Source organism: Roseibium sp. R5, assembly GCF_055755305.1.
Map to the genome: position 1 here is coordinate 2,690,812 of NZ_CM146910.1, position 19,682 is coordinate 2,710,493.

At 57.4% G+C, this 19,682-nt stretch carries 15 protein-coding genes; 5 read left to right on the forward strand and 10 right to left on the reverse strand.

Features of this window, described 5'->3' with window-relative positions; translation table 11 throughout:
• Positions 1 to 56 precede the first annotated feature (56 nt).
• On the forward strand, positions 57 to 623 hold the full coding sequence (locus tag AC0J4F_RS12570; RefSeq protein WP_473023633.1) for a PilZ domain-containing protein: 567 nt from the start codon (positions 57 to 59) through the stop codon (positions 621 to 623).
• 39 nt (positions 624 to 662) lie between these two features.
• On the opposite strand, the gene eda is transcribed toward AC0J4F_RS12570, so the two are convergent.
• From eda to AC0J4F_RS12610, 8 genes are all read right to left on the reverse strand, one after another.
• Positions 663 to 1,301 carry a bifunctional 4-hydroxy-2-oxoglutarate aldolase/2-dehydro-3-deoxy-phosphogluconate aldolase gene (gene eda / locus AC0J4F_RS12575; protein WP_473023634.1) on the reverse strand — a complete coding sequence of 213 codons (639 nt, stop codon included), beginning with the start codon at positions 1,299 to 1,301 and terminating at the stop codon, positions 663 to 665.
• 9 nt (positions 1,302 to 1,310) lie between these two features.
• On the reverse strand, positions 1,311 to 3,131 hold the full coding sequence (edd, locus tag AC0J4F_RS12580) for a phosphogluconate dehydratase (protein WP_473023635.1): 1,821 nt from the start codon (positions 3,129 to 3,131) through the stop codon (positions 1,311 to 1,313).
• Between the two features lie 137 nt (positions 3,132 to 3,268).
• Entirely contained in the window at positions 3,269 to 4,744 is a 1,476-nt protein-coding gene (gene zwf, locus AC0J4F_RS12585) for a glucose-6-phosphate dehydrogenase (RefSeq protein WP_133946426.1), read from the reverse strand.
• A gap of 98 nt (positions 4,745 to 4,842) precedes the next feature.
• Positions 4,843 to 5,790 (reverse strand): carbohydrate kinase family protein, encoded by a 948-nt coding sequence (locus AC0J4F_RS12590; protein WP_133946428.1) that lies wholly within the window; start codon positions 5,788 to 5,790, stop codon positions 4,843 to 4,845.
• A 31-nt stretch (positions 5,791 to 5,821) separates the two neighbouring features.
• Positions 5,822 to 6,619, reverse strand: coding sequence for an ATP-binding cassette domain-containing protein (locus AC0J4F_RS12595; RefSeq protein ID WP_208326655.1), 798 nt, complete (start codon positions 6,617 to 6,619; stop codon positions 5,822 to 5,824).
• On the reverse strand, positions 6,595 to 7,677 hold the full coding sequence (locus AC0J4F_RS12600) for an ABC transporter permease (protein ID WP_473023636.1): 1,083 nt from the start codon (positions 7,675 to 7,677) through the stop codon (positions 6,595 to 6,597). Before AC0J4F_RS12600 ends, AC0J4F_RS12595 begins: the two co-directional genes overlap by 25 nt.
• Positions 7,678 to 7,756: 79 nt before the next feature.
• A complete protein-coding gene (locus tag AC0J4F_RS12605; protein WP_133946435.1) occupies positions 7,757 to 8,773 on the reverse strand; it encodes a sugar ABC transporter substrate-binding protein in 1,017 nt (338 codons plus the stop codon).
• Between the two features lie 25 nt (positions 8,774 to 8,798).
• Positions 8,799 to 10,118 (reverse strand): ROK family transcriptional regulator, encoded by a 1,320-nt coding sequence (locus AC0J4F_RS12610; protein WP_133946437.1) that lies wholly within the window; start codon positions 10,116 to 10,118, stop codon positions 8,799 to 8,801.
• 380 nt (positions 10,119 to 10,498) lie between these two features.
• On the opposite strand from AC0J4F_RS12610, the gene ade reads away from it, so the two are divergent.
• Positions 10,499 to 12,220: an adenine deaminase gene (gene ade / locus AC0J4F_RS12615; protein WP_473023637.1), complete on the forward strand. Its 1,722-nt coding sequence runs from the start codon at positions 10,499 to 10,501 to the stop codon at positions 12,218 to 12,220.
• A gap of 12 nt (positions 12,221 to 12,232) precedes the next feature.
• Here the strand turns inward: ade and AC0J4F_RS12620 are convergent, their stop codons facing one another.
• Entirely contained in the window at positions 12,233 to 12,778 is a 546-nt protein-coding gene (locus tag AC0J4F_RS12620) for a hypothetical protein (RefSeq protein ID WP_209174127.1), read from the reverse strand.
• A gap of 166 nt (positions 12,779 to 12,944) precedes the next feature.
• Here AC0J4F_RS12620 and AC0J4F_RS12625 point away from each other — a divergent pair, with 166 nt between their 5' ends.
• Positions 12,945 to 14,102, forward strand: a complete 1,158-nt coding sequence (locus AC0J4F_RS12625; protein WP_473023638.1) for an AAA family ATPase — start codon at positions 12,945 to 12,947, stop codon at positions 14,100 to 14,102.
• Between the two features lie 285 nt (positions 14,103 to 14,387).
• Positions 14,388 to 16,049 carry a long-chain-fatty-acid--CoA ligase gene (locus AC0J4F_RS12630; protein ID WP_166672607.1) on the forward strand — a complete coding sequence of 554 codons (1,662 nt, stop codon included), beginning with the start codon at positions 14,388 to 14,390 and terminating at the stop codon, positions 16,047 to 16,049.
• Positions 16,050 to 16,102: 53 nt separating this feature from the next.
• On the opposite strand, the gene AC0J4F_RS12635 is transcribed toward AC0J4F_RS12630, so the two are convergent.
• Positions 16,103 to 17,098, reverse strand: a complete 996-nt coding sequence (locus tag AC0J4F_RS12635) for a DMT family transporter (RefSeq protein ID WP_473023639.1) — start codon at positions 17,096 to 17,098, stop codon at positions 16,103 to 16,105.
• A 266-nt stretch (positions 17,099 to 17,364) separates the two neighbouring features.
• Between AC0J4F_RS12635 and AC0J4F_RS12640 the strand changes: the two genes are divergently transcribed.
• Entirely contained in the window at positions 17,365 to 19,662 is a 2,298-nt protein-coding gene (locus AC0J4F_RS12640; RefSeq protein WP_473023640.1) for a xanthine dehydrogenase family protein molybdopterin-binding subunit, read from the forward strand.
• The last annotated feature ends 20 nt before the right edge of the window (positions 19,663 to 19,682 follow it).

The window sequence follows — 19,682 nt, forward strand, 5'->3', positions numbered from 1 at the left end:
GTTAAGCGATTTGAAATGATAATAACCCTAAGTAAAATGGGTTGTTGGAGGCGGTAATGAATGCACTTGCGCACTTGCAGGATAAACCCGAGGCCGAAGAAGAGGTTCTCGTTGTAGATTTTGACAATCTGTCAGTGATCAGTGGTGTTGTTTCTAATGTCGGGGAATGGGGATGCCGCCTGACTTCTCCCGATATTCAGGAGCTGAGCAAGAATATCGGTATTCGCCCGAAAGACTCCGACAAACTCGTGAAATGCCAGATCACGTCCCGCAAAGACTCTGATGCGGCCGTCCTATTTGTGAAATCGACTGAAAGTTTCTCCGATAAACGCCGAGAGAAACGGAACAACGTCAGCATTCCGGTGAAGATTTCCGACTTTGAGGGGATCACCGAGATTTCCGGCACGATCGTGGACGCGGGTAACAACGGTTGCCGCGTTATGGCGAAAAGCTTGCCCGCTTTGCCGGACGAGGTACTTTTGACCATGAAAAAATTCGGCAAGCCTGTCGTTGCCGAATTTGCCTGGCGGAATGACACATCCGGTGGGCTGCGCCTTCTTTGGGACCGCAAAGTCGATGGAAGCGAGGATGAGGCGCCGGAATCAGAGGCCGCCTCAGCCTAATAAACATTCGCGCGATAGCTGAGCATCGTATTCCGACGGCTACTTGCCGAGTTGGGATGCCGCCCGCGCCCGTTCCTCAATCCCACCCCAGTCTTCTGAAGCGATTGCCTTTGCATCCGCAATCCACGAACCACCCACGCACATAACATTTGGCAGGCTCAGATAGTCAGGCGCTTTTTCAAGGCTGACACCACCGGTTGGGCAGAATTTTGCGGCAGCCAGGGGCGAGGAAAGAGACTTGAGGTAAGGCGAACCACCTGCTTGTTCCGCCGGAAAGAACTTCAGCCGTTCATAACCGCGTTCCAGAAGCTTCATAACCTCCGAAGCTGTTGCTGCTCCCGGCAACAGCGGCACGCCGTGTTCATCAGCCGCGTCCAGAAGCGTATCCGTCGCACCGGGCGAAACAACAAACCGCGCGCCAGCGGAAACAACGGCGTCATACTGCTGAGGCGTCAGGACAGTTCCAGCCCCTACGATCGCGCCTTCCACGTTCTCATTGACAGCAGCAATTGCTTCGAGGGCATGCGGTGTACGGAGCGTGATTTCGATAGCCGGCAATCCGCCACGAACCAGAGCCTTCGCCACCGGGACAGCTTTTTTTGGGTCTTCGACCACCAGTACCGGTATCACCGGTGCCGCTATCATGACCGCTTCGATTTTTGAAATATCTTGTCCCATTATCTTTCCTTAAACGTCAAAGACATGCGCGCCGGCATCAGCGGTGCCGACATTGGCCCTGAAGGCGGCAAACAGGTCGCGGCCGACACCGAATTGATGATGGCTTAGGTCCTCTTGTGCAACCGGTCGCGCATCGAACTCGGCTTCATCAACGAGAACCGCTAGTTCACCGGTAATCGCATTGATGCGGATGAGGTCACCGTCCTGGATCTTTGCGATCGGGCCGCCATTGGCAGCTTCCGGTGTCACGTGAATGGCCGCTGGAACCTTGCCCGATGCGCCGGACATGCGGCCATCCGTAATGAGCGCGACCTTATGACCACGATCCTGAAGGATGCCAAGGGATGGGGTCAGCTTGTGAAGCTCCGGCATGCCGCAGGCTTTCGGGCCCTGGAACCGGACAACAGCTGCAACGTCTCCATTGAGTTCCTTGTTGGAAAACGCCTTGAGGAAGTCTTCCTGCGAGTGAAAGACGCGGGCAGGGGCCTCAATGATATGGCGCTCTTTGGCAACTGCAGAGATCTTGATCACTGCTTTGCCGATGTTTCCGGTCAGCATTTTCAGACCGCCCGTCGGCTGGAATGCTTTGTTGGCTGGTGCCAGAACCGTCTCATCGCCGGAAATTTGCGGGGCGGGGTCCCGGATAACATTGCCGTCCGCGTCGAGTTTTGCCTCGACCGTATAACCGGAGAGGTCACTGCCGTAGACGGTTTTCACATCCTGATGGAGGTATCCGTCGCCCAAGAGTTCGCGGATCAGGAACGCAAGACCACCGGCTGCCTGGAAGTGGTTCACGTCGGCTTTCCCGTTCGGGTAAACACGTGCCAGCAGTGGAACCACATCCGATAGGTCGGAGATGTCGTCCCAGGTCAGCCGGATCCCGGCCGCTGCGGCCATCGCCACCAAATGCATGGTGTGGTTCGTTGAGCCGCCGGTGGCGTGGAGGCCGACAACCCCGTTGACGATGGCTTTTTCGTTGATGATTTCACCGGCAGGGGTGAACTCGTTGCCAAGGGCAGAGATTGCCAGCGCACGCTTGGCCGCTTCCTTGGTCAAAGCTTCGCGGAGGGGCGTGCCCGGATTGACGAAAGATGCCCCCGGCATGTGCAGGCCCATGATCTCCATTAGCATCTGGTTGGAGTTCGCTGTGCCGTAAAACGTGCAGGTGCCGGGAGAGTGGTAGGCCTTGGACTCAGATTCCAAAAGCGCGTCACGGCCAACCTTGCCTTCCGCATAGAGCTGGCGGACCTTCGCTTTCTCGTCGTTCGAGATCCCTGTGGTCATTGGGCCTGCCGGAATGAAGACAGCCGGCAGATGGCCGAAAGACAGAGCTGCTATCGTGAGGCCAGGCACGATCTTGTCGCAGATGCCGAGAAACACGGCCGCATCAAACATCTGGTGCGACAGGCCGACAGCTGCCGCCATAGCAATCACATCGCGCGAGAACAGGGACAACTCCATGCCGTCCTGGCCTTGGGTGACCCCATCGCACATGGCCGGTACGCCGCCTGCGACCTGCGCCACCGCTCCGACCTCCCGCGCTGCCTGCCGGATCAGGTCGGGATAGGTCTCATAAGGCTGATGGGCGGACAACATGTCGTTGTATGCGGTGATTATGCCGAGGTTCGGTACCACATCACCGGACAAGGCGGCTTTATCGGACAGGCCGCATGCGGCAAATCCGTGGGCAAGGTTGCCGCAGGACAATCGCGAACGCTGCGGGCCTTGGTCTGCAGCCTTGCCGATGCGTTCAAGATAGGCACTTCGACTGTCGTGGCTGCGTTTGACGATCCGTTCGGTGACCTCGCCGACACGATCCCTGATGGCCATGGCTTGTCTCCCTCATCCTCCGGCAGTGTTGAAGCCGGTCTCTCTCTCAACTCTTTAGATAGAGCGTAATGACTGTTTGTGTCATTTAATCGATTTAAATCCAGGAAATATGCGTCTCTTGACACACTTTCCGGCGTTTAAACCAGTTCGTCTTCCGCCCAGGTGCGGCCGTCACGTTCAACCAGGGCGATGGAGGCTGATGGCCCCCACGTTCCGGCCGTGTACCCCTTTGGCGTTTCCTTGGAAGCCGCCCAGGCCGCCTGAATTGGATCAATCCAGGCCCAGGCTGCATCGACTTCGTCGCGGCGCATGAAAAGGGTTTGGTTGCCGCGGATCACATCCATAATCAGCCGTTCATAGGCATCCGGGTTCCGGACCTTGAAGGCTTCTGCAAAGCTCATGTCCAGCGGCACCTGGCGCAGGCGCATGCCGCCGGGGCCCGGGTCCTTAATCATCACCTTCATCTGTACGCCTTCATCTGGCTGAAGACGTATGATGAGGCGGTTTGCAGTGATCGCACCGGCTTCCTCGTCGAAGATCGAGTGGGGAATAGGGCGGAACTGAACGACGATCTCGGAAACCCGTTGGGCAAGGCGCTTGCCGGTGCGCAAGTAGAACGGCACACCGGCCCATCGCCAGTTGGCAATTTCCGCTTTCAGGGCCACGAAGGTTTCCGTTCCGCTTTGATCATTGCCGAGTTCTTCCAGATAACCTGGAACTGCGCCACCGGCTGATGCTCCGGCGCGGTATTGGCCGCGGACAGTCAGTTTGTCGGCATTGTGCTCGCCAATCGGGGCGAGGGCTTTCAGAACCTTCAGTTTTTCATCGCGCACACTGTCGGCGTTCATCGACTCTGGCGGTTCCATGGCCACCAGGCACAAAAGCTGCAGAATGTGGTTCTGGACCATGTCCCGGAGTGCGCCCGCCGTGTCGTAATAGCCGGCCCGGCCACCGGTCCCCAGCGACTCGGCGACTGTAATTTGAACGTGGTCAATGTGAGCCGCATTCCAAAGGGGCTCGAACAGGGCGTTGGCGAACCGCAGAGCCATGAGGTTCTGCACGGTCTCCTTGCCGAGGTAGTGGTCGATCCGGAAGATCTGGTCTTCGTTGAACACGGCACCGACCGTTGCGTTCAACGCCTTGGCCGATGCGCCGTCTTTGCCAATCGGCTTTTCCATAACCACGCGGGAATGGGAGTTCACAACGCCGATCTTGCCGAGATTTTCGCATATGGTGCCAAAAAGGTCCGGGCCGACAGCAAGGTAGAACGCGCGGATGACATCTTCGCGTTCTTCCAGAACGGTCTTGAGGTCTTCGAAGCCTTCAGCGGTCCCGATGTCGATTTTCACGTACCGGATGCGTTTCAGGAATTTTTCCAGATGCGCGTCGTCGAGGTCGGACACATGCTCTTGCAAGGCCTTCCGAGCGTAGTCGCGATAATCATCGTCCGAATAATCACGGCGCGCGCTGGCAATGATCCGCGCGTTGTCGGGCATTTGTCCGTCCGCATCCCGGTGGTAAAGGGCCGGCAACAGCTTGCGATGTGCAAGGTCTCCGGAGGCACCGAACACAACCAGATCGAATTCGGCTACTTCAATGACGCGGACCGCCATGTTCTCATCCCTTCCAAGCCGGCGAATTTCGCCGTTCTAGTCTAAGCATCGTGACATTCGGATGTCTTTTAAATCGATTTAATTCTCTTGTCAGCCCCTCAAACCAAAGAGCAGCCCTCTTTTTCAAGATCTGCTTTGGTTGGGAGATCCGCCCCGCGCCGCGAGCAGGTGATGGCTGCGGCTTGGGTGCAAAACGTGAGCAATCGTGTGAGTTGCACAGGGTCGAGCGCCGTGAGGCCCTCGCGGTTGTTTGCACCCAGAATTTTCAGTCCAGACAATAGAGCTGCCTGAAAGGTGTCCCCGGCACCGACAGTGTCAACCACGTCGACTGCAACGCCGGGTACACTTGCTTCGGATTGATCTGTGTAGGCGGAGGCACCGTCTTTCCCGCGTGTGACAATCACCAGCTTGGCGCCTTCTGCGAGCCAATCACGAGCAATCGCCTCGACAGGTTCTCCCGGGGCGATCAAAGCGAGGTCTTCATCGCTGACTTTGATGACGTCAGTGTAAGGAACAATCGCGGTCGTGTTGGTCCGCCACTTGTCCATTTCGGCGACCACAGTGGGCCGAATATTGGGGTCAAAGGAGATGAGGCACCGTGCATGCTCTCTTGCGATCAGGGTCTTTAGTGCCGAAGCCACAGGCTCTGTGAGCGCCGTATAAGACCCGATGTGAATGAACGACGGCGGAACCTCGAAAACCGGGAGATCCGCTTCGGTTATCATCCTGTCAGCCGCATTGGCGCCATAGAATGTATAGGCGGGTTGCCCGTCAGGATCCTGTTGGACCAGGCTCAAGGTCGTCAGATTGTCGCTGCGTACGACAAAGCGATCAGAAACCCCTTCGTCTCTCAGTTTCCCAACCAGCTTCTCGCCAAGGACGTCGTTCGATATGCCGCCGAAAAACGCGGCGTCGTCGCCGAGACGGGCAAGCCCCATGGCGACGTTGAAGGGCGATCCGCCGATCCGGCCGTCAAAGCCGACGCTAGTTCCCGAGGTGTCCGCCCCAAAGAGATCAAACAAGGCTTCACCGCAAATCAAATACATTGTTGGTCCTATTCTTATCGTCGCCGGTTGCTCACGCTGCCATGTCTTCTGGCGGATCCATGGCACCGGTCATGATCGCGACGGCATCCGACATGGAAAAGTCGTCCGGCTTGATCACGCAAGCGCGCCGGCCGAGCCGGTGGATGTGAATACGGTCTGCGACTTCGAAAACGTGCGGCATGTTGTGGCTGATCAGAACGATCGGCAGACCGCGCGCTTTCACGTCCTTGATCAACTCCAGAACCCGCCGGCTTTCCTTGACGCCAAGGGCCGCGGTGGGTTCATCCATAATGACAACTTTCGAGCCGAACGCAGCCGCACGCGCGACCGCCACCCCTTGGCGCTGGCCGCCGGACAGGGTCTCGACGGCCTGGTTGATGTTTTGAATGGTCAAAAGGCCGAGCTCGTTCAATTTGTCCCGGGCAATCTGTTCCATTTTTTTATGGTCGAGTTGGCGGAGCCATTTGCCGCGGAAGCCTGGTTTGCGCAGCTCGCGGCCCATGAACATGTTGTCGGTGATCGACAAGGCCGGAGACATGGCGAGCGTCTGGTAGACGGTTTCGATCCCGGCAGATCGCGCATCGATGGGTGAATGGAAATGCACCGGTTTGCCGTCGAGCCGGATTTCTCCTTCATCCGGCTGAACTGCGCCACTGAGCGCCTTGATCAAGGTTGATTTGCCGGCACCGTTGTCGCCAATCACGGCCAGGATTTCACCCGGATACAGCTCGAAGTCGGCATGGTCCATGGCAACGACACGGCCGTAGCGTTTGACCAGATTGCTTGCTTGAAGAACAGGTTCCATCAGACAGATACCTTTCTGATCCATTGGTCGACAGCAACCGCCGCGATGATGAGAAGGCCGATCAGGAGATAGGTCCATTGGGCGTCTGCCCCGAGCAGACGCAGCCCAAGCGTGAAGACGCCAACAATCAAGGCCCCGAACAGGGTTCCAAGGATCGATCCGCGTCCACCGAACAGCGAGATCCCGCCAATCACCACAGCGGTGATGGATTCGATATTGGCCAGCTGACCGGTTGTCGGTGAGACGGACCCGATCCGCCCGATCATTGCCCAGCCGGCGAAGGCACAGATCAGTCCTGAGAGCATGTAGACGGAAATCTGCACGCGTTTGACCTGAACCCCGGACAATTGCGCAGCCTCCGGATCATCACCGATGGCATAGACGTGCCGGCCCCAGGCGGTTTGGCGCAACACGTAAGCCAGCACCAGCACAAGAAGCACCATGAAGATCACGCCGTAGGTGAATATCGCTCCACCAATCGCAACCTTGTTGCCGAAAAATTGGAGTAGGGGGGCTTGCTCTGAGATGTCCTGGGAGCGAATGGTTTCATTCGCGGAATAGAGGAAATTGGTCGCCAGAACGATCTGCCACATTCCGAGCGTCACGATGAAGGGCGGCAGTTTGACGACAGCCACCAGGAAACCGTTGATATAGCCGCAGATCGTTCCGCAAATGAGTCCAGCCGCAATGGCGACTTCAACGGGGAGCCCGTAGCGGAACGTGAATTGGCCCATGACCACAGACGACAGAACCATGATCGCACCAACCGACAGGTCAATCCCCGCTGTGAGGATCACGATGCTTTGGGCTGCGGCCACAATACCGACAATCTGAACCTGTTGAAGGATCAGCGTCATGGCGAAGGGGGAGAAGAACTTCGAACCCAGCAACAGTCCAAAAATCAATATGGACAACAGCAGCACGATCAGGGGCACCAAGGACGGCGTCTGATGCAGAGTATGCTGGATCTTCTGGCCGATGGTCTGGTGGTGATCGTCGAATTCGGCAACGAATTGCGGGCCTTTTGATGCTGCAGATTCAAACGCTGCAGGGCCGCGGTCCGTCTTCGTTTCTGAGGTCATGCCCGTTTCCCTCTATGCGCCTGTTGTAAAAGGGGCGAGGCGGCCTTGCCCCTTTCGCTTCGCTTGCATCTTTACCGGTTTAGCCCCAGCAAAGATTTGTGCCTTCGGTGGTGTCGATGGATTCAACGCCGTCCACCGGCTTGTCGGTGACAAGTGCAACACCGGTATCAAAGAAGTCCTTGCCCGGTGTCGGTTCCGGCTTGTTGCCGTTGTCCGCCCACTCCTTGATGGCTTCGATGCCGAGCGAGGCCATCAACAGCGGATATTGCTGCGAGGTTGCGCCAATGACGCCGTCCTTGACGTTTTGAACACCTGGGCAGCCACCGTCGACGGAGACGATCAGAACATCGTTTTCCCGGCCAATTGACTTGAGAGCTTCATAGGCGCCGGCTGCAGCCGGTTCATTGATCGTGTAGACGACGTTGATCATCGGATCTTTGGCGAGCAGATTTTCCATCGCCCGGCGGCCGCCTTCTTCGTTGCCCTGCGTGACATCGTTGCCAACGATCCGCGGATCGGTCTCATCGCCCCACTTGTTCGGATCACCAAGATCGATGCCGAAGCCCTGAAGGAAGCCTTGGTCGCGCAACACGCCGACGGTTGGCTGGCTGATGGCAAGATCAAGCATTGCGATCTTGGCATTTGCCGCCTCATCGCCGAGCGAACCGGCCGCCCATTTTCCGATCAGTTCACCGGCCAGGAAGTTGTCGGTCGCAAACGTGGCATCGGCTGCGTCGATCGGGTTCAGCGGTGTGTCGAGTGCAATGACCAGAAGCCCATTGTCGCGCGCTTGCTGGACAGCAGGTACGATGGAAGAGGTGTCAGATGCCGTCAGCAGAATACCCTTGGCGCCATCTGCGATGCAGGTTTCAATCGCTGCAACCTGGGTCTCGTGGTCGCCATCGACCTTGCCAGCGAAAGACTTCAGTTCAATGCCGAGTTCTTCGGCTTTTGCCGTCGCGCCTTCTTTCATCTTCACGAAAAACGGGTTGGTGTCCGTTTTGGTGATCAGGCAGGCGGACAGGTCAGCCGCCATGGCCGGTGTCGCTGCCATTGCGGCAAGAACGGAACCGGTCGCGAGTAGTTTGCGGATCATTGTATGTTTCCTCCCTGGCCTGTTTCTAAACACGGTTGGGTGTGGCCAGATGTGACCCCAACCGTGCTGCCCGCGCCGGAAAACCGGCGCGGTCTTCGCTTCGGCCAGATCCGGCAGGTCCAAGTGACCTGCCTCCAGTAAGGATCGCTGTCCGGGGCGAGAAGTTGAAAAACTGTGGCAGGCTGGCCGCGCCGACGGCACCGGCATCCTGTCCGAAGCTGCCGGTTGCCATCTGAGGCGAGGTCCGGCTCTCCGGCGCTGCATCTGCAACAGCTGACGCCATCGCTTCTGCAAAGCTTGTGTTGAAATCATTCCCGAGGTCACTGTCCAAAACGACCAGAGGCATGTCGAGGATCGCAAAGGCTGAGCGGAGCGCAACGGCGAGTGCGCTGACACAGTCTTCTGTCCATTCGCGTGCCTTGCTGTCCGCTGCCTCTATGGCATGGCGCAAATCGGTGCGGCTCAAATTGGAAAAGTTCTCCGGTGACATATGCCGAGCCAGAGCAACAAGGCTGGCCCTTGCCAGGAGCAAGTCCCATTCCTGACGCGGGGCGTTGGCGGTCGGCAATTTGCTCGGCGGAACCGGAATCATCGCAACGTCACCCGCATTGCCGGAAACACCGCGAACGACATCACCGTTCATCACCAAGCCGCCGCCAATTGCGGGTCCCAGGAACAGGTATAGAAAGTTGTCGTTCTGACGCCCAACACCATAAAAAAGCTCTGCAACAGCTGCTGCCGTGCCGTCGTTTTCACTGAAGACCGGAAGACCGGTTTCCTCTTCAAGGGCGCTCGCAAGATCGTAGTCTTCCCAGTCCTTGAAATGCGCCTCAGGCAAGCCGAGTTCATGGAGCCATGCGCCGAGATTAAAGGGCTGAGCAAGCCCGATGCCGGTGATGCGATCCTGTTCTCCCTCGCTTAGGTCTTCCCGCAACTGTTCCAGGTCATCAGTCAGGATCGTAAGGGCTTTTGCGGGCTCCGGCAGGATCATCTCATGCGTTCGGCGATTGATGATCTGACCGGAAAAATCCATCAGCACCGTTTCCAGGCTCGTCCGGTCCAGACGAACGCCAAAAGAAAATGCGCCCCGCGGCGCGAGTTTCAGAATTGTCGCGGGCTGACCGCGGCTGCCATCATGGCGTTTGCCAGCTTCCACGATGAGGCCCTCTTCGATGAGGGTCTGAATGATCGCGCCAATAGCCGCATTCGTTAGTTGCACAGCCCGGGCGAGTTCGGCCTTCGACGCTTCTCCCGCACGCCGCAATATCTGTAAGACGATCCGCTCGTTATAGCGTCTCAGCTGGACAGAATTCGAGCCGCGGCCGCTTTTCCGGATTTCATCCATTGGCCTCCTCCCTCGGTCATTCCGGGTCCGCTTTCACTGCGAGACCATAATTATTTATTTTGGAAAAATTATTCTCGCCATTCGGGAAACTGTCAATTCGATTTCCGTGCTGCGCCGCAGCGTTTCGTTGCTGTCCTGCGGTAGGTGATTGAGTTTTCGATAATTATTAAATGTGATTTAATTAATCGAAAGTGACGTTGAAGATCAAATTCGGAATAATGCGCTCGATTTGGACAGAGGTTGGAGCTCGATTGCCCTTTGACAGGGGTGGTGAAGTGCGCGCAGAAATCTGCCACGTGGAAAATGCCGCTTGGGGCTTTCTGATCCGGGCTGCTGAACGCTAAGGTCCGCTTCTAGAAAAAGAACAGGAGATCCGAACCATGCCGCACCGCCACGACGAGAGCTTTTTGAACAAGGCTATAGCCGCGGGTGCGGGGGAGGTTGCGGCGGATCTGGTCATCAAGAACGTGCAGATGTTCAGCGTCGTCGACGGGGCGACTGTGACGACGGATATTGCCATCGTCGGAGACCGAATTGTTGGAACGCATGACACCTATGAGGCGGAAAACACCATCGATGGAACGGGTCTTACAGCGGTGCCCGGGTTCATCGACACGCATCTCCATGTTGAATCTTCATTGGTAACGCCCTTTGAATTCGATCGCTGCGTGCTGCCTCATGGGGTTACGACTGCGATTTGTGACCCGCATGAGATTGCCAACGTTCTGGGCGCAGAGGGCATTCGCTACTTTCTGGACAGTTCATTGCAAACCATCATGGATTTGAAGGTGAACCTGTCATCCTGTGTTCCGGCAACCGCGTTCGAGACAGCTGGTGCCTGTCTGGAAATAGAAGACCTTCTGCCGTTCAAAGACCATCCAAGCGTTATTGGTCTTGCGGAATTCATGAATTTTCCGGGTGTTCTGGCGCGTGATCCGAAGGTGCTTGCCAAGCTTGCAGCTTTCCAGGATGGACATATCGATGGCCATGCACCATTGCTCGGTGGCAAACCGCTCAACGGCTATCTGGCGGCCGGGATCCGAACCGATCACGAGGCAACGTCAGCTGAAGAAGCGCAGGAGAAGCTTTCCAAAGGCATGGCAGTGCTGATGCGGGAGGGGTCGGTCTGCAAGGATCTCGATGCATTGGCGCCGGTCTTGACGTCCGATACCTCGGCTTTCGTTGCGCTTTGCACCGATGATCGCAATCCGCTGGATATTGCGGAGGAGGGGCATCTCGACAGCATGATCCGGCGGTTGATTGCCAAGGGGATCCGCCCGCTTGACGTCTATCGCGCCGCCAGCTGGTCAGCGGCGAATGCCTTTGGCCTGAAAGACAGAGGCGTGTTGGCTCCCGGAAAACGCGCCGACATTGCCTTGTTGAGCGATATTAAAGACTGCCGTGTTGAAACCGCGATCTGTGGCGGTGTTGTTGCCGATGATGCCGCCTTTGCGACCCGCAGCATTGTCGCGCCGGTTGGGCTTGATAGCGTCAAGGCCAATGAGGTCAGTGCTGCATCATTCAACATTCCGGCCCGTAACAGCGAAGCCGATGTGATTGGTGTCCTCCCCGGCAAGATCATCACGGAACACCTGAAGCGCACGTTGCCGGTAAATGGCGGCAAGACCCTTGTGGATTTTGAGCAGGACGTTCTGAAGGTCGCAGTCGTTGAGCGCCACAAAGGCACCGGCAACATCGGCCTCGGGTTCGTCCACGGGTTCGGCATGACACAAGGAGCTATTGCTTCCTCGGTTGGCCATGACAGTCACAACATCTGTGTTGTTGGCGCTGACGAAGCGGCGATGGCCCATGCGGTCAACCGGGTCATTGCGATGAAGGGCGGGTTTGCGGTCGCCGGGCCGGACGGCGTGAAGGCCGAGCTGGCGCTGCCGCTAGCTGGCCTCATGAGCCTGGAACCGTTCGAGACGGTGCGTCATGAGCTGGAAGACCTTCGACATGCCGCGAAGGCGCTTGGCTGCACACTGGCGGAACCGTTCCTTCAAGTGGCGTTTTTGCCGCTGCCGGTTATTCCGCATCTCAAAATCACAGATTTCGGTGTGTTTGATGTCAACAAGTTCGAGCTGGTTGATCAGGGGTCATAGCGCTTCTGGCCGTCAGTAATGGCGCATGGTTTTCCGGAACCTGATCCAGGAGACAAATGCTTCGACCAGCAGCCAAAAGGTGATCATCGCGGCAATGAGAGAGCCCATCATGATCTTGGCGTCAAAAGCAAAGTCGGCAAGATGGGCGTGCGGGTGCGCGATCCGCGGATTGAGCGGCAAGTAGACGATGTCGATTGCTTTGCCTGCCTGGCCGACAGTGCTCCCGGGCGGCCGCTTGAAAGAGACATATTCAAACGTTCCGCTTTCTGGTTGAAACTCAATCAGCAGGCTGTCACCGGTCACCCAAGTCTGGCGGTTTTTCAAATAGTTGCGCGGGCTTTGCCGGGCGAGGTCACGCATCTCATTCGGATCGGTCGAGGGCTTGGTGATCTGCACAACGGTCCCGGTCGCAGTTTCACCGAATTTGCTGAGTAGCCAGTATTTGAGGGCGCTGTCGAAGTGGAGACCGATCGAGAAGATCACCGCAACGGCAACGAAAAATAATATGACAATGTTCAAAGCGCGGCTATCGTCCGCCGCCTCTTTGGGATTAAACATGGCCTTTCAATTTCTGCATTCAGGCAACAGGCTGCCTCGGTGCTCCTTTAAGAGCGATCAGCTTTAGGCGTGAGATCGATCCCGATTTAACGCCCGCTGATCTTCCAGCTTAGTTCGGGTTTCTGCAAAGTCCAAAACGAATTCTGGCCAGTTTTAGGATCCAGGCATGCTTCTTACTTTTGCCGTCTCCGGTTACCGCTCCTTGCGTGACCTCATATTACCGCTCGACCGGATCACCTTGATCACCGGCGCCAACGGCAGCGGCAAATCCAGCCTGTACCGCTCGATCCGGCTCCTGGCCGAAGTGGCTCAAGGGCGTGCGATCGCATCGCTCGCTTCCGAAGGTGGCTTGAATTCAACGCTTTGGGCTGGTCCGGAAACCGTGTCACGCGCCATGAAGCGGGGAGAGGTGCCGGTGCAAGGCACGGTTCGAAAGGGAACTGTTGCCCTTAAACTGGGATTTGCGGACGAAGATTACGGTTACGCGATCGACCTCGGACTGCCCGCTGATGCCGGCCGTTCCTATTTTTCAATGGACCCTGAAATCAAATGCGAAGCGCTTTGGGCGGGAGAGGCGCTGTCACGGTCCAACGAGATTGCCGGGCGCAACGGACCGTCAGTTCGGGTCTTGAACCAACAAGGGCAACGCCTGCCGGTGGTCCAAAATCTGGCCCGGTTTGACAGCATGATGACCCATGCCGCCGACCCGAAAGACGGTCTGGAGCTCCTGGTTCTCCGGGAACGGATGCGTGCGTGGCGGTTCTATGATCATCTGCGTACCGACCGGGAGGCACCGGCCAGGTTTCCGAAGATCGGGACACGTACGCCCGCGCTTTCCGCTGATGGCGCAGACCTGGCGGCCGCCCTTCAGACTATTTTGGAGATTGGCGATGAAGTCGCCTTGGCGGAGGCGATTGACGATGCTTTTCCCGGAGCGGAGGTCGAGATCACCGTCAATGAGGGGTACTTTGAACTGCTCATGCGGCAAAAAGGGCTGTTGAGGCCACTACGGGCCGCTGAGCTTTCTGACGGTACATTGCGGTATCTGCTTTTGACGGCTGCGCTCTTGTCTCCGCGCCCGGCGCCATTGATCGTTTTGAACGAGCCGGAAACCAGCCTGCATCCCTCGCTCCTGGAACCGTTGGCGCGCTTGATTTCGAAAGCTGCCGAAAAGACCCAGGTGCTGGTGGTCTCGCATGCGGAACCTTTGGTGAATGCTCTTGCCGGAGAGCGAGGGTGCCTTCATCATCATCTCCACAAGGAACTCGGTGAGACGCAAGTCGCCGATGCGGAACCGCCCCGCTGGCGCTGGCCAAGCCGCTAGAAAGCGTCCTCGTTCGGAGCCGACATGACCTATGAAAGCAACTATTGAGTGTGGGTCTGCCCAATTTTGGGGTAAATTATACCTAGAAGTGCAAAAAAGTTGCGGGGGTGTCGTTACGTCGCTGGTTGACGTGAACGGAAGCTTGGGTCATGTCAGTAGGGAACACCGGCGTCGGCATCGCGATATGCATTGCCGATCAGGGAGGAGGATTCAGCAGTAGGGGGGCTGAATCGATCAACCGGCTTGCATGTAAAAGGAGCCGGAGAAAACGCGTTGGAGAACGTCATGACGAGTGCGGAGGAGTGGAACGCGGCATTTAAGGTCCGTCCAATTCACGAATACCTCGACAATTCAGCGGAACGCTTTGGAGACCGGCCGGCGGCCGACTTCATGGGCAAGGTCTGGTCCTATCGTGAGATGGGCGACCTGGTCGACCGTACCGCGGCCGGATTGCAAGCCATGGGCGTAGGGCCCGGCGTACATGTCGGGTTGTGCCTGCCCAATACCCCTTTTTATACGATCTTCTACTTCGCGATCCTGAAGATCGGCGGCACGGTCGCCAACTTCAATCCACTTTATGTTGAGCGCGAAATTGCTTTCCAGGCCCGCGACGCCGATGTGCGCATCATGGTCACCATGGATCTGAAAGTGATCTACGACAAAGTCGAGAACGTCCGGAAAGAACGTGTTCTGGACAAGATCATCGTTTGTCCGATGACGTTCTGTCTGCCGACCATCAAAAAGACACTCTTCAGCTTGTTCAAGCGCAAGGAACTTGCCGCGATCCCGCAGGACGAGGCGCATATCCGCTTTGAAGACCTGCAGACCAAGGGCAGCAAACCGAAGCCGGTTGAGATCGATCCGGAAGAAACAATCGCCGTTCTGCAATACACCGGTGGGACAACCGGTGTGCCGAAAGGGGCAATGCTGACGCACAAGAACCTGTGCGCCAATATCGAACAGATGCGCGACATCTTTGAAAAAGCCCAGCCGGGCGAGGAAAAGATGCTCTGTGTGCTGCCGTTCTTTCATGTGTTCGCGATGACGGTGGGGCAGAATCTCTCCGTCATTCTCGGGGCGGAGATGGTGCTGCAGCCGCGGTTTGAGTTGAAGATGCTGCTGGAGTCGATCGTTCGGAAGAAAGTCACCTTGTTCCCGGGGGTGCCAACCATCTACACGGCAATTAACAACTCGCATGAGACCAAGAAATACGATCTTTCCAGCATCAACTTGTGCATCTCCGGCGGTGCGCCGCTGCCGGTTGAAGTGAAGGAAAACTTCGAAAAACTGACTGGCTGTATTCTGGTCGAAGGTTATGGCCTAACCGAGTCGTCTCCGGTTGCCGCGGTCAATCCGCTGGACGAGAACCGCCGCGCAGGATCGATCGGACGTCCGGTCCCCGGCACCAAGGTGCGGTTTGTCGACATTGAGGATCGCAAGACCGAGGTCGCGCAAGGCGAAAAGGGCGAACTCCTGATCCACGGCCAGCAGGTGATGAAGGGTTACTGGAAGCGCGACGACGCGACGGCAGAAACCATCACGGAAGATGGGTACCTGCACACCGGGGACGTCGGCTACCAGGACGAAGACGGCTTCATTTATCTGGTCGACCGGATCAAGGACCTGATTCTGTGTTCCGGCTACAATGTTTATCCGCGTGTCATTGAAGAAGCGATTTATCAAAACGAGGCGGTCGACGAGACCATCGTGATCGCGATCCCTGACGAATACCGTGGCCAGTCGCCGAAAGCGTTCGTCAAGCTCAAAGACGGTCATTCTCTGACCGCCGGTGACCTGAAGGCCTTCCTGAAGGATCACCTGTCAGCCATTGAACTGCCGCGGGAAATCGAGTTCCGTGACGAGTTGCCAAAAACAATGGTTGGCAAACTGTCGAAGAAGGAACTCGTGGAAGAAGAGGCTGCCAAGCGCGCCGCTGCCGCCGCTTAAGGTCTTCCGCTCTTGGAAATCAGACCGAAAACGCGCCCCATTCGGGCGCGTTTTTAGTTGGAATACCCGCGACCATCCGAAGCGCGGGCCAGCTGGCGGCCCCGGATGGCTTCGCGGCGGACAGTGTAGATCGAGGCCGCGATGACCACGCTGGCACCGATCAGTGTTTCAACCCCGGGCCACTGGCTGAAGATCAAGGCCCCGAACAAGGTGGCATAGAGCAGGCGGGTATAGTCGAGCGATGCGATGGCTGTGGCTTCGCCGGCCTGGAACGCCTTGATGTTGGCCATTTGCCCGGCCCAGGAAAAGAACCCAACAGCCGCCAGCAAGGCCCATTGTTCCAGGGTCGGCGCTTGCCAGGTCATCCATGCAGGTACGATCATGATGAGGCCAACGCCCATCGCCTGATAGGTGAGGATCGTGTTGGGCGGGTCGGTCCGGGTCAGGATGCGGATGACGATCATCACCATCCCGGCGCAAGCCGCACTGCCAAGCGCCATCAGGGCAAATGGATCAACAAGACCTTCGCCGCTTGGCCGGAGCATCAACAGCACTCCCAAAAAGCCAACGATGGTCGCCCCCCAGCGATGTTTGCCGACTTGCTCACCCAGGAACCAGATGGCGAAGATGGTGATGAAAAACGTTTTTGAAAAGCTGATCGCCGTCGCATCTGCAAGGGGCATCTCAATGATCGCGGTGAAACCAAGCAGCATGGCAGAGGTCGCAAAGACAATCCGGGTCAGCTGGAGCCCCGGGCGTTTTGTGGCGAGCGAGCCCGGCAGTCCCGGCAGGATCTTGGGCGCCACGATCAGCAGCATCAGCGCCTGTCGGACAACAAGGATCTGAAACACGGAGAGATCCTGACCGAGAAACTTGATCAGCGTCACCATGATGGAAAACAGGAAAGCGGCGAGCAGAATCCACAGCGCACCAATCGTGTTTGGCGGCAGTTGACCGATGCGCTCCGCCAAACGCCCGATAAAATGGTTCGGTGATGACGGTTTGGGTTCCGCCGGGTCTGCCGTCGTTTTATCGGGTGTGGAATCCATTTAGGGCGTGTCGCGTTTTATCAGAGGCATTTGACCGAGAAGAGTTTGGGTTCCGGCTAGGCGGGCAGAGCGACGGTCAAAAAGAGAGTGTGCGAACAAACCTACTGGAATTCGGTAAGAAGGGAAGGGCTTTGCTGCCGGGACTTGCAAAAAAGTGCACTGGTCAGTTTAATTGCGCCGGACTATATTGTGGTCAACCCGCCGCTGGCGCATCCCAGGCGCTGCAGACAACCGGCAAAGACTTAAGTCAACTGAAGGCCTCTTCCATGAACCAAATGGCTACTCCGAAATTCGGTGTTGGCGCACCGTTGCGCCGCAAAGAAGATCTGCCGCTCATTACGGGAGAGGGGATCTATACCGGCGATTACCAGCCGGACGGATGCGTGCATTCTTTTGTCCTGCGCTCGGCGATGGCTCATGCCAAGATTACCATCGCAAACGCAGATGAAGTGCGGGCGATGGATGGCGTCCGTATGGTGCTGACCGGTGCAGACGTGGCCGGAAAGTCCATGCCGACACGCGCTATCTTGAAGCAGATCGACGGCAGCAATTTCAATCTGCCGACGCAGCCGCTGCTGTGTTCCGACACGGTTCGTTATGTCGGCGATGCAATTGCCTTTGTGGTAGCGGATACATTGCAAGGCGCACGTGATGCCGCCGAGATGCTGGAGGTCGACTACGATCCGCTGGATGTCGTGGTTGAAATGGACGACGCGCTTGCGCCCGATGCTGTCAAAGTCTGGCCGGAGTTCGGAACAAATGTTGCCTTCACCTTCGGGCACGGCGATGCAGAGAAAACCGATGCGGCTTTTGCCAACGCGGTGAAAACGGTTTCAATCGATCTCGTCAACAACCGGATTGTCGCCAACTACATGGAACTGCGCGGCTGTGTGGCCGAATTTGACAGTGCCAGCGACCGTTTCAAGCTGACCCTTGGCACACAGGGCGGGCACGGGATGCGGGATGTGCTTTGCCAGATCCTCGGCCTTGAAGCAGACAAGGTTCAGGTTGTAACGCCGGAAGTCGGCGGTGGTTTTGGCACCAAAATTTTCTGTTACCGCGAATATCCGCTGGCGATGCTGGCGGCGCAGGCGCTCGGCGTTCCGGTGCGCTGGGCTGGTGAGCGAATGGATCATTTTGTCACCGATGCTCATGGCCGGGACAATCTCTCCCATGCCGAGCTGGCTCTGGATCCAGACAACAAGATTTTGGGCATGAAGGTGCATGTGAAGGCGGCTATGGGCGCCTATCTGCATCAGTTCGGCCCGTTTATTCCCTGGGTCGGCACCACCATGACATCCGGCCTTTACGACATTCCAGCCGTGTTTGCGAAGGTGGAAGGCGTTTACAGTCACACGGTTCCGACCGACGCATTCCGGGGCGCCGGGCGTCCGGAAGCGGCCTACTTGATTGAACGGCTGATCGACAAGGCGGGTGAGGAAACCGGGCTTGGGCCGGTTGAGTTCCGAAAGCTCAACTTCATCAAGAAGGAACAGCTTCCTTACACCACCCAGACCGGCCGGATGTATGACACCGGAGATTATCAGGGCCATCTGGAAAAGGCTCTGGAGACCGCCGATTGGGCAGGTTTCAAGGCGCGCCAGGAGGCAAGCCAAGCTTCCGGTAAGTATCGCGGCTTCGGCATTTGCTCTTACATTGAGGCCTGTGCTTTCCCGGGCGGCGAAGAGGCGACCGTCGAGATCGGTGCGAACGGCAACCTGACGCTTCTGATCGGTACCCAGACCAACGGACAGGGCCATGCGACAGCCTACAGCCAGGTCGTTGCGGAGCAGTTCGGCGTCAACATCGAGGATATCGAGGTCATTCAGGGCGACACCGACCGGGTTCGGAAAGGCGGCGGCACCGGTGGGTCGCGTTCTATTCCGCTCGGGCTGCCATCCGTCAAGGAAGCCAGCGTTGCCTTGGTCAAGAAGGTTAAGGAACTCGCTGCCGACAAGCTGGAAGCGGGCATTGACGATCTTGAACTCGACAGCGGCATGGTCCGTGTTGTCGGTACCGACCAGCAGGTGACCCTTGCCGAAATCGCTGCCGGGGCCGGTGAGCCTCTGCAAGCACGCGAAGAGGTCAAACAAACCGAGGCGACTTATCCGAACGGCACCCACATCTGCGAACTGGAAGTAGATCCGGACACCGGCGATGTCGATATCCAGAACTACGTCATCGTCGATGATTTCGGCGTCACCGTGAACCCGCTGCTGTTGGCCGGTCAGGTTCATGGCGGGGCGGCGTCTGCCATCAGTCAGGCCTTGTGCGAGCACACGGTTTTCGACGAGGACGGCCAGCTCTTGACTGCGTCTTTGCTTGATTACCGGCTTCTGCGGGCGGCGGATGTCCCGAATTTCGACTTCCAGACCCGAAATGTGCCGTCGACGACCAACGCGATGGGGATCAAGGGTGCCGGTGAAGCGGGCACGATCGGTGGCTGCGCGGCTGTCATGAACGCGATCCAGAATGCTTTAAAAGACGGAGCGGGTGTCACCGAACTACTTGATATGCCCGCAACCCCGCACCGGGTCTGGGATGCAATCCAAGCGGCGAAATAGACATGCTTTCATAGTTGAAA